The organism is Paenarthrobacter histidinolovorans (assembly GCF_014647595.1).
GTDB classification, from domain to species: Bacteria; Actinomycetota; Actinomycetes; order Actinomycetales; family Micrococcaceae; genus Arthrobacter; species Arthrobacter histidinolovorans.
The window spans coordinates 79,697-93,067 of record NZ_BMPM01000009.1; the positions used below are offsets into that span (position 1 = coordinate 79,697).

Annotated in this window: 13 protein-coding genes; 7 read left to right on the forward strand and 6 right to left on the reverse strand. The window is 61.5% G+C overall.

Annotated elements, in window-relative coordinates; translation table 11 throughout:
• Nucleotides 1-25 precede the first annotated feature (25 nt).
• Complete coding sequence (locus IEY62_RS18230; protein WP_189020524.1) at nt 26-709, forward strand: type 1 glutamine amidotransferase domain-containing protein; 684 nt, start codon at nt 26-28, stop codon at nt 707-709.
• A gap of 69 nt (nt 710-778) precedes the next feature.
• Here the strand turns inward: IEY62_RS18230 and IEY62_RS18235 are convergent, their stop codons facing one another.
• The 4 genes from IEY62_RS18235 to IEY62_RS18250 all read right to left on the reverse strand — a co-directional run bounded on the left by IEY62_RS18235 (nt 779) and on the right by IEY62_RS18250 (nt 3,778).
• Complete coding sequence (locus tag IEY62_RS18235) at nt 779-1,501, reverse strand: hypothetical protein (protein WP_189020526.1); 723 nt, start codon at nt 1,499-1,501, stop codon at nt 779-781.
• A 151-nt stretch (nt 1,502-1,652) separates the two neighbouring features.
• Nucleotides 1,653-2,090: a hypothetical protein gene (locus IEY62_RS18240; RefSeq protein ID WP_189020528.1), complete on the reverse strand. Its 438-nt coding sequence runs from the start codon at nt 2,088-2,090 to the stop codon at nt 1,653-1,655.
• Between the two features lie 132 nt (nt 2,091-2,222).
• A complete protein-coding gene (locus IEY62_RS18245; protein WP_189020530.1) occupies nt 2,223-2,681 on the reverse strand; it encodes a DUF5956 family protein in 459 nt (152 codons plus the stop codon).
• 203 nt (nt 2,682-2,884) lie between these two features.
• Entirely contained in the window at nt 2,885-3,778 is an 894-nt protein-coding gene (locus tag IEY62_RS18250; RefSeq protein ID WP_189020532.1) for a LysR family transcriptional regulator, read from the reverse strand.
• Nucleotides 3,779-3,893: 115 nt separating this feature from the next.
• On the opposite strand from IEY62_RS18250, the gene IEY62_RS18255 reads away from it, so the two are divergent.
• The 6 genes from IEY62_RS18255 to IEY62_RS18280 all read left to right on the forward strand — a co-directional run bounded on the left by IEY62_RS18255 (nt 3,894) and on the right by IEY62_RS18280 (nt 10,224).
• Nucleotides 3,894-4,658, forward strand: coding sequence for an enoyl-CoA hydratase/isomerase family protein (locus tag IEY62_RS18255; protein WP_189020534.1), 765 nt, complete (start codon nt 3,894-3,896; stop codon nt 4,656-4,658).
• A gap of 25 nt (nt 4,659-4,683) precedes the next feature.
• Nucleotides 4,684-6,279 (forward strand): acyl-CoA synthetase, encoded by a 1,596-nt coding sequence (locus IEY62_RS18260; RefSeq protein ID WP_189020536.1) that lies wholly within the window; start codon nt 4,684-4,686, stop codon nt 6,277-6,279.
• Nucleotides 6,276-7,598: an MFS transporter gene (locus IEY62_RS18265; RefSeq protein ID WP_189020539.1), complete on the forward strand. Its 1,323-nt coding sequence runs from the start codon at nt 6,276-6,278 to the stop codon at nt 7,596-7,598. The genes IEY62_RS18260 and IEY62_RS18265 overlap by 4 nt, the downstream gene beginning before the upstream one ends.
• 285 nt (nt 7,599-7,883) lie before the next feature.
• On the forward strand, nt 7,884-8,834 hold the full coding sequence (locus IEY62_RS18270; protein ID WP_189020541.1) for a hypothetical protein: 951 nt from the start codon (nt 7,884-7,886) through the stop codon (nt 8,832-8,834).
• A 701-nt stretch (nt 8,835-9,535) separates the two neighbouring features.
• Entirely contained in the window at nt 9,536-10,045 is a 510-nt protein-coding gene (locus IEY62_RS18275) for a hypothetical protein (RefSeq protein ID WP_189020543.1), read from the forward strand.
• On the forward strand, nt 10,042-10,224 hold the full coding sequence (locus tag IEY62_RS18280) for a hypothetical protein (RefSeq protein ID WP_189020545.1): 183 nt from the start codon (nt 10,042-10,044) through the stop codon (nt 10,222-10,224). The genes IEY62_RS18275 and IEY62_RS18280 overlap by 4 nt, the downstream gene beginning before the upstream one ends.
• Nucleotides 10,225-10,254: 30 nt before the next feature.
• Here the strand turns inward: IEY62_RS18280 and ggt are convergent, their stop codons facing one another.
• A complete protein-coding gene (ggt, locus tag IEY62_RS18285; RefSeq protein WP_189020547.1) occupies nt 10,255-12,111 on the reverse strand; it encodes a gamma-glutamyltransferase in 1,857 nt (618 codons plus the stop codon).
• Nucleotides 12,112-12,219: 108 nt separating this feature from the next.
• Nucleotides 12,220-13,164, reverse strand: a complete 945-nt coding sequence (locus IEY62_RS18290; protein WP_229785434.1) for a hypothetical protein — start codon at nt 13,162-13,164, stop codon at nt 12,220-12,222.
• Nucleotides 13,165-13,371: the final 207 nt, after the last annotated feature.

The window sequence follows — 13,371 nt, forward strand, 5'->3', positions numbered from 1 at the left end:
CGGTCACACCTCCAGGAGAACGAGCATGACAAAACGCATCCTTCACGTCGTCACCAATGTCAGCCACTACGACGATCCGTCGCACCGCACCGGCCTGTGGCTGTCCGAACTGGTTCACGCCTGGGAGGTCTTCGAGGCTCACGGTTTCGAACAGGACATTGTCAGCCCGCAAGGCGGTCCTGCCCCTTTGGAACCACGCTCACTGAAGTTCCCCAGCTACGACAAAGCAGCCAAGTCGTGGCACAACGACCCGGCGCGGATGGCCCTTCTTGAAAACACCGCCAGCCCGGAGAGCATCAACTCGGCCGACTACGACGCCATCTACTTCACCGGCGGCCATGCGGTGATGTACGACTTTCCTGACAGCGAAGCATTGCAGAGGATTACCCGCGAAATCTGGGAACGAGGCGGCATCGTGTCCTCGGTCTGTCACGGTTACTGCGGCCTGCTCAACACGAGGCTTTCAGACGGCAGCCTCCTGGTTCAGGGCCGGAAAGTGACTGGCTTCGCGTGGCAGGAAGAAGTGCTGGCTCGGGTCGACAAGCTGGTGCCGTACAACGCCGAGGAGGAGATGAAAGGACGAGGAGCGCTCTACGAGAAAGCCCTGCTCCCGTTCGTCTCCTACGCCATCGCGGACGGCAACCTGGTCACCGGCCAGAATCCGGGATCGGCCAAAGCGACAGCCCAGAAGGTTGCCGCGCTCCTCTAAAGCTTCGGTGGTGGAAGGAGGTTCAGGGCCACGACCCAGCGCGGATCGTGGCCCTGAGCGGGCGGCCTGCTACTTGATCAGTGCTGCTGCCTGCTCCATGAGGTCGCTGGCCGTGGCAACGCCGTTGGCATCAGCGCCCTTGCCGGACGCCGTAGCGGAGATCAGCACGCCCTCCTTGATGGCATAAGCCATGTAGGTGGTTTGTGCCGCGCCGCTGGCTGTGGACATTTCGGTCTTGTAAGCCACAGTTCCGGGGACCGTGTTGATGCCGTCGAACTTTTCAGTGGCGACGTTCATCGATTGACCGGACATGGACAGCGTCATCTTCGAGCACTTCTCTGCCTGGACACCGCTCTTATCGATGCTGTCCTGAAGCTTCTGCTTATCGAGCCCGGACGTAAGGGTCACCATGGTCATGACCCCTGATGCAGCGTCCAGATCTGCGCCGGCAGCGGTGGTTGAGCCGGCGAGGGTCTCACTGCCACCCAGCGTTGCGAGGTCCTTGCACTCAGCCGGTTCGATGGTGAACATGCTCATGAGCGCCTTCATGGGGTTCTCTTGGGCGAGTTCCTCGCTGGAAGCAATGGTCAATTCCTTGCCTGACTTCGGCTTGATCTGCTTGACCAGTTCAACGAGCTCGTCGTTGGTGTACTGCTTGGCGGCGGTGGGCGTCGGCGTGGCCGTAGCCTCTTGCGAAGCGCTATCAGTGGAGCCGGTTGACCCACCACATCCGGTTAGTGCGATCACTACCAACGCCGACATTCCGACGCTCTGCAGCGCAAACTTCTTCACTCTATTTCCCCCATTGGGTCTACTTTTTTAGCCGGGCGATTCCCAGTCGAGATAAGACTATCGGTCGTGAGCGTGTGGGCGGCGCTGGCCTGGTACCGGGGGAGTTGTTACCAGCGTGGCTCTGCGTCCCTTGGCGGTTTGCGGCTCTGAGTCAGCTCCTCTTGCGGCTCGCGATCAAGTCAGAAAGCTGCTGCACATCGGCGGGGTTCGCGTCGGTGGCAAGTGCAACGTAGTGGTCCATGACAGCCGGCCGGTAGCGCACTGGCAGCGTCTGTCCTGGGGCGAGTCGGGTGAGCGCGGTGATCGTCAGGCTTTCGTCTGCGATACCGCGGAACGAGGTGCCGTCGGCGGTCTCCACGTCGAGCATCAGGACAACGCGCGGGTTGCTGTTGACCTCCCGCCAGTCGACGAGAACACCAAGCGCCAGCGTTCCATTGCGCAGTTCCGCATTGCGCTTCCGCGCTTCCCCGCTGAGGACCGGGTTCGGGGCGACGCCCGGGAAATTGGGGCCGACGCCGAGCGACTCCCGACTGAGGTCCGGCCTGAGATGCTCCACCAGACCGTTAAGCTTCTTCTTCGAACCGAACATTCTGACCTCTTCCCCCAATAGCGGTGCCGAAATTTCGGCGCTCTGCTTCGCACTTCTCGCGATTCTATGCCACGAGCATTACCGGTCACCGGCACCACGGGGTCCTGTGGACCGCACTGAATGCGCTGGATCTCAGTCCTGGTAGAAGCGAGCCATGGCCTCCTTCGCGGGTCCTGTCATCATTGACGGACGCAAACCTTCGTGCGGAAGTCGCTTTGTTGTGGCATCCCAAATGGCACCCCAGAACGTATCGTCGTCAAGGTCGATGCCGGACGGGCGACGGATGAACCAGTTGAATCCGCGGGGTCTTGGCGGAATTCCCGCATCGGCCAGATAGGCATCAATGTCGTCGTCGATGGATGAGAGGTCGGCTTCAGTCAGCAGGAATTGCTGACTCCGTTCTCCGTCCCCGGGTAGGCGGGCAATCGAACCGTACCGGTCATCCGGTGCCGAGCGCACTCTCGTAACGTTGCCAGGACCAGCAGCCCAGACGACCAAGGCGCCCCAACCGTTCTCGGTGGCACGTATCCAATCCTTTGGAGGCTCCTGCAGTTCAGTGCACTCCCACGGGTCATGAATCATGTTCACCATCTTTCATCCTTGATCGAAGCAAGCAAATCCTTGGGTCGAAACAGAGTTTGATTTTGGACGACCGCGCTCCGACTGTCCTTTGGTGGAGCATGGCAGCAAATCTGGCACACCTTCCACATTCACGAGAATGGCTGATGGCCCGCATAAATTTTGAAGATCGCTGATCCAACTGAATAGCTGGTCACCAACTAAGCCAAAGGCAATTACCCGTGCCCGCCCGCTTCCAACCCCGCACCCACAGCTGCAACGAACGCGTCCGTCTCCGCTGACCGTCGGCTCTTCAGCCACAGCGCCGACGTCCGCCAGGCCAGGGGATCACCAACCAGTGGCCGCCACACAATGCCCGAAGGCAACGGTGTCCACGGCTCCTCATTGAAGTGCACCCCACGGCCAGCCATGATCAGCCCGTGCGTGAAGTGCTGATTCCGTGCGTGGACAATCGCAGCAGGAAGATACCCGGCATCCCGGCACGTGTGCAGGAACGAGTCGTACAGGGTGGGTGCCATGTGGCGCGGGAAGATGATCAACGGACTCCCGGCCAAGTCACCCAGCCGCACGGCCTCCGACGAAGCCAACGGGTGCGCCGCGTTCAGCACCACTCCCAGCGCCCGCGAATACAAAGCCCCCGACTCGAAACCCACGCTGCTCAAAGGGTGACGCACCACCGCAACGTCCAGTTCGCCGTCGCGCAGTCGCTCAACCTGCTCAACGGTGGTGAGCTCGTGAAGGTTCAGCAGAACGTCGGGTGCAAGCGAACTAAAGAAAGACACCATTGTGGACAACGCCACCGGGTTCGTGTCCGGCGGTACCGCCACCTGCAGGATGCCCGAAGCGCCGGGCCGGATCCGCCGCATCGATTCCTGCGCCATGGCCACATGATCCAGCACGCCACGCGCGTGCTCCAGCAGCAAAGCCCCGGCTTCAGACAGCTCGACGCCGGTGCGCCTCCGGTGGAACAGCTGCACCCCGAGCTCTTTCTCCAGGTCCTTGATCCGTTGCGAAAGCGGCGGCTGAGCCATGTGCAAACGCTGCGCGGCGCGACCGAAATGCAGCTCCTCGGAGAGCACCACAAAGTACTTGAGATGGTGAAGGTCCATCGCGGCACCATATCAGTTTGGTATCAAGATGAGTATATATTGATGTTAGACGGGTCACATTCGCCGATGGTCAGATGGGAACCAAGAAGCCCAACAAACCAAAGGAAACTCCCCAATGTCCCAGGATGTCCTCTTCGAACAGACCGGCCCCACCGCCATCATCACCCTCAACCGCCCGGACAAGCTCAACGCCTGGACCGAGGCCATGCGCAGCGAACTCATCGACTACCTGGAAGGCCTTAAGGGCAACGACGAAGTCCGCACAGTTATCCTCACCGGCAGCGGCCGCGCGTTCTGCGCCGGACAGGATCTGGCCGAGACCGCGTCGATGAACCCCGAGGATCACGAGTCTGCCGAAGCCTGGATCGACGGCTTTGATCGCCTCTACCGTGCAGTCCGCAACCTCGACCAGATCACCATCGCCGCGGTCAACGGCGTCGCCGCAGGCTCCGGTTTCCAGTACTCACTGCTCGCGGACCTCCGCGTTGGCGATTCCAAAGTCCGTATGGGTCAGCCGGAAGTCCTCTCCGGCATCCCCAGCATCACCGGAATCTGGGCCATGTGGAGCATCCTCGGCAAGTCCAAAACCTCCCAGTTCGTCCTCACCGGCGAACTGGTGGACGCTGCCGAGGCACAGCGGCTCGGCCTCCTTAACTACTTGGCGGACGACGGCGGCGTGCTGGCTTACGCCAAGGACGTCGCCGCACGCTTGAGCCTCCTTCCTCCGGGCGCCGTTCGGCTGACCAAGAACCGCCTGCGCAGCCTGGAAGACGACGATCTCAGCGACGCGATGGCCGAAGCCAAACGTGTCCACCGCGAGGCCTACGGCACCGGCGAACCGCAGCGTGAAATGGCCCGCTTCCTCGCCGGCCGCCGCTGAGCCGGACGAACACCAAGGAGGCACCATGACAACCACAACAACCCAAGACCGTTACACCGAACTGCGGAACACCCACCGCTGGGAGGTGCCCGAGCTCTACAACATGGCCGTCGACGTCGCCGACCGGCACCCAAGGGACAAGCGGGCACTCATCCTGGAGTCCGCCGTCGAGGGTCAACGCGAGGTGAGCTGGGGCGAAATCCAGGACCGTTCCCGGCAAATCGCTGCCACCCTCCAAAAGGCCGGCGTCAGGAAGGGCGACCGCGTCGCCGTCCTGCTGCCTCAGCGCTCCGACACCCCCGCCGCGTACCTCGGCGTGCTCAGGACCGGCGCCATCCTGGTCACCATGTCCCTGCTGTGGGCGGCTGAGCCGATCCGGTTCCGGCTGGACGACAGCGGCGCGTCCGTGATCATCGCCGAGGACTCAGCGAAGCATCTCTTTGAGGACTTCGAAGGCACGTTCATCGACATCGACAGCCCGGCCCTCAAAGATGCGCCCACAGACTTCCAAGACATCGAAACCAAAGCCGACGAACCCGCCCTGATCTTCTACACCTCGGGCACCACCGGCCGCGCAAAGGGAATCGTCCACGCCCACCGGACGCTCCTGGGCCACAACGAGTTCGAGTACTGCCACCAGATCGGCGACGGCGACGTCTTCTACGGCGCGGGGGACTGGGCGTGGTCGCTGGCCAAGCTGATGGGCCCGCTCCGACTAGGCGCCACGCACCTGGTCTTCCGTCCCAGCGGCGGCTTCGACCCCGCGGCCCTGCTGGACAGCATGAGCCGCCACCACGTCACCAGCGCGCTGGTGAACCCGACGTTCCTGCGCAAGATGCGCGAGGACGTGCCCGACGCCGGGACTCGCTTCCCGCTGTCCCTGCGGACGGTTTGTTCGTCCAATGAGCCGCTGACGCCGGACCTGATCACGTGGTTCGAGGGGCAGTACGGGGTGACCCTGCTCGATTACTACGGCTCCACCGAGTCGTACCCGCTGCTGGGGAACTACCCCGACGTGCCGGTGAAGCCGGGGTCCATGGGGCGTCCACTTCCTGGATGGGAAGTCCGCCTTCTGGACGAAAACGAGCAGGAAGTAGCCACGGGTGAAACCGGCGAGATCTGCCTCCGCGCCCGATCCAACCCCCAATTTCCCTTGGGATACTGGAACATGCCCGAGGCGTCAGACGCTGCTTTCGGAGGTGGTTGGTACCACACGAAGGACCAGGCCTACACGGACGACGACGGCTACTTCTGGTTCCTGGGGAGGACCGACGACGTCATCAAAACGTCCGGCTACCGTGTGGGGCCCTATGAGCTGGAGGCAGTCATTCGCGAGCTCGATCCCGTCAGGGACGTGTCAGTGACCGGCGTGCCCGATGAGCTCCGGGGCCAGTCCATCAAGGCTTGGATTGAACTGATGCCCGGTCACGCTGGGGGAGCGGAGCTGAGCGAAACCATCGTGGCGCATGTAAAGGAGAACTTCTCCCGCTTCGCGTACCCACGATTCATTGAATACGTCACCGCGCTGCCGAAGTCCGCCACCGGAAAAGTCCAGCGGGCCCAGCTCCGCGAACTCCCACACGTTGTAGCCTCTCCCCGCCCCGAAGGACAACAATCATGAATACGATGACCGAGAAAGTCGCTGAAACCGAGTCTTCCCCGCGCAGGAGCCTTAAGCGCGTCGCCGCGGCAGCCGCCGTCGGAAATTTCGTCGAATGGTTCGACTCCGCGGCTTATGCGGTCATGTCCGTCACCATTGCGAAGCTCTTCTTCCCGGATTACTCCACGACGGCGTCACTGCTGGCGGTGTGGGCGATCTTCGCCGGCGGCTTTATCGCCAGGCCGCTCGGGGCGGCTTTCTTTGGACGCTACGGTGACCGGATTGGCCGCAACAAAATGCTCGGCCTGTGCGTGCTCATCATGAGCGCGGCGACGTTCTGCATCGGTATCCTGCCGACGTTCGCAGTGATCGGCGTCTGGGCACCCATCCTGCTGTTCCTGTTCCGTGCAGTTCAGGGTTTCACCACCGGTGGTGAGTACACGGGTTCGTCCGCATTCATCGTTGAGTACGCGCCGGAAGGCAAGCGTGCCACGTATGCGAGCATCATCCCGGCCACTGTTGGTCTGGCTTCTGTTGCCGGTGCGTTGCTGGGCGCCGCGATCACGGCTACCTTGAGCCCTGCCGATCTGCAGGCCTGGGGCTGGCGGATTCCGTTCCTGCTGGCTGCGCCCCTGGGGTTGATCGGCCTGTACATCCGGTCCAGGGTGGACGACACCCCGGTGTTCCGTGGCCTTGAGAACAAAGGCGAAGTAGCCAAGCGGCCCCTGGGCGATGCCATCCGGCTGTGCGCCCGCCAGATCTTCACACTTTTTGGCTACAGCATCACCAACGCCATCGCGTACTACCTGATGAGCAGCTACATGATTGCGTACATGACGTCGAGCCTCGGCTACTCCTCGGCCGAGTCGATGATCACGAGCGTGATCACGATGCTGGTGTACACAGCGGTCTGCCCACTGGCTGCACGGGCCAGCGACCGTTATGGGCGTAAACGGATGCTGCTGGTGGCCTGCGTTGGCTTTGTGGTGATGACCATCCCGGCGTTCTCCATCATGCCGCTGGGACTCGGTTTCGCGATCCTGGGGACCAGTGTCCTGGGAGCTTTGGTGGCAGTGATCGGTACGTCCAACGTTCCAGCGCTGGTGGAGATGTTCCCTTCATCTGTCCGGGCGTCAGGCTCAGCCATTGGCTACACCTTGGCTTACGTGTTGTTTGGTGGGACGGCTCCCTTTGTGGCAACCGGCCTGGTGGCTGGGTTCGGGACACCCCTGGCTCCGGCCTTCTACTTGATGGGCATGGCCTTGGTGTCCGCTGTGGTGGTGGTCCTGTTCTTCCGGGAAACGAAGGACCTGTCGCTGTCGCGGACCACGGTTTTGTAGTTTCTCTTGGTTTGAAGAGGTTGGGTTGGGCGCATAAAAGCTCCCAGCCCAACCTTTTTTGTGCGCGTTCACGCCGACGGGCCACCACCTAGACGACCGCGAATCACCACCTAGATAGCCAAATCCACCACCTAATTTGGGCAAGCCCACCACCTAATTCTCGATTTCGATCCTGTGCAAGCAATTCCATTCAGTTAGATGCCGATAGGTGCGGTGTTCACCGCAACCAAATTTGGATGCAAAGTATCCAATTACATCGGAGGAAATTTGAAGAAGAATCTCTTGATGTCCACGAGGGTGGTGTTGGCCACTACAGTAAGCGCGTGCCTCTTGGCGGCCGGTCTTGGCCCTGCAGTGGCAGCCGATGACCGCAGTGATGGGTCGCCGGCGATCGAATACACACAAACGAGTCCCTTGAGCGGCGATGCCGAACCGCCCATTGCGACAGTGCCCATTGCGGGCGCTGAAATACTAACGACGGACGAATCATCGCAAGACAGCATTTCGGTATCGCTACCCGGCACACCGGCGCTTCCCGAAGACGTGGATCTGAGTGGAGTGCCGGCCGGGTTGTTTCACGGGGACGATGCTCCCCTGGTAAGCACGGCGTTGCCGGATGCATCGGTCACCGCCTACGCAACTGAGTATGGAAGCCAGTCCATCATCAGCATCGAGGGTGAAGCGGCGCCCCACGAGTATCGATTCGATCTGGATCTTCCTTCGGGGGCGTCAGCAGAAGTGAACGCTGACGGTTCGGTTCGGATCGTCGACGTCGACGGTCAGCCGCTGGGTCTCGTTCAAGTTCCGTGGGCATACGATGCCAATGGCGCGAAGGTTCCCACGTCCTTCTCCTTGGCAGGTTCACAGCTCATCCAAACGATTTCCCACGATGCCTCCACGGCTTACCCGGTCAAGGCTGATCCAAGCATCCAGTGGATTCCTTGGCCGGTGCTCGCTGTCTGGGGCGCGGAGATAAAGGCCTTCAGCTCTATTTCCGTCGCCCTCGCGGCTGGCGGGTCATGGGCAGGATGCACTTTCTCGCGGCTCTCTGGAGCTCTGTCCAAGATTGTGAATCAAATCTGCACCGTCGTCGGTATTGCCGGTGTGAAGGGCGTGGTGGATGCCGTTGCTTCCGTATGGGGACCTTCGTACATCAATAGCAACACCTGTTACGGCGTTCCGTTGTACAACCCCCGGGGCGGCCTTGCCACGATGCCGGCCAGGGATTGCTGGTAACACCGGGTACTGCACCGGTGAGGCAAAACCATGAAATGGTATCGCTACGTCCACCCAGCAATTTTCGTTGCGTCATTTATGCCGCTCGTGCTCTCTCTGGTTCCGTTTTGGCACGGCGTCGCAATACCGCTCCTCGCTCTCATCCCCTTTGCGGCCAACGAGATCTGGCTTTCCCGGAAAGACAGGAAGCAGTCTGGAGGTAAGACCCCGAGGTAAGCATCAGCGTGACGAACCCTCGGCACGCAGTCTTTGACTGCGACCGGGGGTTCGTCCGCAGGGATCAGCCACCTAGAAGGCGCCTCTTCACCACCTAGACGAAGCCAAAAAGCCCCTAATTTGGCCTCATTCACCACCTAGTTTTCCCATTTCGACCTGTGGCGCGTTAAACCGCACGTAGTGTCGATTCCAAGAACGAATACGCTGAAACTGGGGGAGTGCCACAGATGAAGACCACACCGGAAAGGGCCATGGATCCTATCCTGGAGGCTTTGGAACGTGGAGGCCCGCCTCGAGTACAGCGGGAGATATTCGGATTCCGCCTTTATGACCAGATCATCTCCAGGGACCTGACGGAGATTCCCGAGATTATGGCCGCTGTTGGGGAAACCCACGGGCCAATCCTCGAGCTGACGTCCGGTTCAGGCCGACTCACCCGGAGCCTAAGTCCCTTGGGGAGGGAAATGTCCGTGGCGGAGGCGGATATGACTGGTCCTAAACTGGAGGAAACGTATGGTTGCGTTGTCCTCGGGGCCAGTTACGCCACGCTCCTCGAGCCACGCCGCAGGAAAATGCTGTTCCGCGAGGTGAACCGGTGTCTGGCTCCGGATGGCCGCTTCCTCATGACAGTGGTAAACGCCGATCACCGCGCCGAACTGGAAGTCATCAACAGGGGCGCCACGATATCGCAGCTGGACCAGGACTCCTTCCTTATCACGGTTGAAAGCCGGGATGCCCTAAACGGCGCATTGCACGTGAGCATGAGCCACATCAGCTTCAACGAGCACGGAACCTACAGGTCATCTGAGTACACGAGCGACATCGCTTTCGTGAGCACAGAACTCATCGAAGAAGAGCTCAGCGCTGAGGGTCTCGGCGTTCTGGAACGCCGGCCCATCACGGTTGGTCCCGAAACTGCCGGCATTCAAGAGCTCAACCTCTGGGTGTGCGCCGGAAATCAACAGGGCCAGACAGAAGTAGAGGATCGTCCGTGAGTAACAAATCGATGAGCTGGTTAATCCTGGCCCTGGTCCTGACCTTCTATTCCCTCTACGTTTTCATTTCCAACGGCAGCGGGTCTGTGTGGTCGCTGATTACAGGCATCATTTGCGCGCTCGGTGCATGCTCAGCCTTCTGGCGCTCGTCGCTGGAACGCACAGCGGACCGCGGCTGAGGTTGCCGCGGTCCGCTGTGCCACCAAGCACTACCTAGGCTTCGGGCCCTTGCCATGGTCGCGGCTATCGCCGGAGACAACCATCGCAGAACCCCCTCCGCGACGAGTTGGCTCCGAAACGGCGGTGAGCTTCCCGCCGTCGCCGAATTCAATGGCGGTTGCCGCGCCGATCTCGGCCTGGGACGTAAAGGCGTCCCCCGCGGGCGTCAGGCTGTGTCCCAGCGCTGTCAGCGCCGGCCCATAAGCATCAATGAACGCCGGCTCGGAGCTCACAGACGTACCGTTCCTGGGTGCAGCACGGGGAGCCGCGATGGCCTCAGAGACGGTCATGCCCAAGTCAACACGGTTGATGATCGTCTGCAGGACAGTCGTGATGATGGTGGAACCACCCGGAGAACCGAGGGCCAGGAACGGCTTGCCTTCGTCCAGGATGATGGTGGGCGACATGGAAGAACGCGGTCGCTTCCCCGGCTGGATACGGTTGGGGTCGGCGGCATCGTAAACCGTGCTGAAGTCAGTCAACTCGTTGTTCAGCAGGAACCCGCGGCCGGGAACAACGATCCCGGAGCCGCCGGTCTGCTCAATCGTGAGCGTGTACTCCACCACGTTTCCCCATTTGTCCGCAACGGTCAGGTTGGTGGTGGAGATGTTCTCGGTATCAGAGTCCTTGGCGAGCGGTGACGCAGAAGCCGGGCACGCGCCGTCGTAATCCTTGACGTTACCGGGGGCGACCGGCTTCTTGATTGCCTTCGTGGGGTCAATCAGGCAGGAACGCTCCTTGCCGAACGCCGGATCCAGGAGCGCGTTGGTGGGAACGTCCACGAACGCAGGATCGCCGACGTATTTGCCGCGATCCGCAAACGCAAGCGAACTGGCCTCGAAATAGTGGTGCAACGCGTCCGTTGCTGTCATTTCGGAGAGGTTGAACGGCGCCAGGATGTTCAACGCCTCCCCAACCGTGGTGCCACCGCTGCTGGAGGGGGCCATGCCGTAAACATCGTAACCGCGGTAGTTCATGTGGGTGGGGTCCTGATCCACCACCTTGTAGTCGGCCAAATCCTTGGCTGTCATGAAACCAACAGGAACGGGCAGCGTCGGATTGGCGACCTTGGGCGGCGCCTGGACGGCAGTGGCGATTTCCGTAGCCAGCTTGCCGCCATAGAAGGCATCCGTGCCTTCCTTGGCAAGCACCCGATAGGTCGCCGCGAGGTCGTGGTTCTGGAAGACGCTTCCGACGGCGGGAGCCTCGCCACCGGGGAGGAACAGGTCCTTGGTCGACGTGAAGTTGCTGAACCGCGCCTGGTTGTCCTTGGTTTGCTGCTGGAAGGTCTCGTCCACGACGAAGCCCCGGGTTGCCACCTTGATGGCCGGCTTCAGTGCGTCACCCAGGTCCATGGTGCCCCACCGTTCCAGGGCGCGCTCCCACGTGGCCGGAGTGCCGGGGACACCGACGGAGACGCCGCTGGTCACCAGTTGTGGGGTGAAGTCATAGGGCTTCCCTGTGACGGGGTCGATGAACGCATCATTAGGCATAGCGGCCGGAGCAGTTTCGCGGCCGTCAATCGTGCCGACTTTGCCGGTCTTGGCGTCGTAGAACACGAAGTAGCCGCCGCCACCAATGCCGGCGCTGTAGGGCTCCGTAACTCCAAGGGTTGCCGCAGCAGCGACGGCGGCGTCGGCTGCGTTGCCGCCCTGCTTCAGGACCTCGATGGCGGCCGCCGATGCCTCAGGATCCACCGTGCTGACAGCTCCGCCATAGCCCGTTGCCGTAGCTGTCTTTTCCGTTTCACGAGGATCTGCGGAGGCGGGACTGGCTATCCCCACGCTCGTTGCGCTGAGTGCGAAGGCCGCTGCTACGGCGGCCAGTTGACGTCTCACATGTGTCATGGTTTCTCCCAGAACTTTCCCAGACGATGGTGTGGGCGAACGGTTCGGTCACCCTACCCCGGGGTTCTGCGGGGAACAACGGTTGATTCTTGAAGCAGTGGCAGCGCCTCACTGCTGGCCAGCGGCGTGCCGTGCGGCGATGGCCTTTATGGCGACACCCGCCAGCCCTACGCCGACGGCGAGCAACAGCGTTTGCCCGGCACCGCCGTCGGGCCCCAGCGCGGCGGTCAGGACCTGCCTGCCCATGAGCAGCATTTCAGGGATGTCGCCGGCTATGACCCGGGTCCCCACAACTGATTGAGTGGCGGTGAAGACGGCGGGGATGACCCACAGGAATACGAGGTTCAGCGCCCAGACCACCAATCGACGGGGTGGTTTGAGCCCGCACCAGGCCAGCGAGCAACCCACAAGGGCGGCGGGAAGCCAGTGGGCGATGGTGACGACCTCGAGGGGTAAGTTCCGATGGGAGGCGATGCCGACCGCCCATAACATCAGCCAGGAAGTCACAGGCGATGCCATGAGCCCAACACCGAGCGTCGTGGTTGCCCGCGACTTCGAAGCAAACAGCAAAACCGCCACGAGTCCGGCGGCCACCGACAGTATGACGCCCGCCAGCAGCCCGAAGAAGTAGAAGCTCGCCAACTTTCCGCCCATGAGACCGCTGCCGAGGGTAACGAATGACTGAATGGCCGCCACGCTGTGCACCAGTAGGACACCGCCAACCGCCCACCATGTGGCTGCGCGGCGGTGAGCAGGTTTCCAGAGCCGTATTGCCAGCCCCGCCGCGGCGCCGCCGGTAGTCAGGAGGGCGATCAAACCAAGGACTTCGTACTGGCTCAGGGGGAGCAGCGAGAACGGCATCTGATCCGGCATGACTTGGTTGGCCCAGAGATTTTGCAAAGGCAGCTTCGCGCCGGTAATCCACCCTGGGACCAGACCGAGGACCGCGGAGAAAACGCCTATCAACAAGGCTATGGCGGGGTAAAAGACCTCGGTGTCCGGCCGGTGCCCTGAAACCCGGGGGTTCTCCGTTGCTTGCTGGGCATGGCTCACGGAAGCTCCTTGGCGACTGGGATTGGTTGGCGTGATGGGCACGAGTAAGCGAGCCAAACCGTATACTACATTGATTGGATTAACTTGACCTGGTGCGCACCCTCATCGATAAAGATAAGCGGAGAAGCACGCACTGGGACTGCGCGAGGTAGGGAAGGTTGCCATTGGCGAATGCCGGAAAAAAGATGGATTCGGCGATCCCACGTG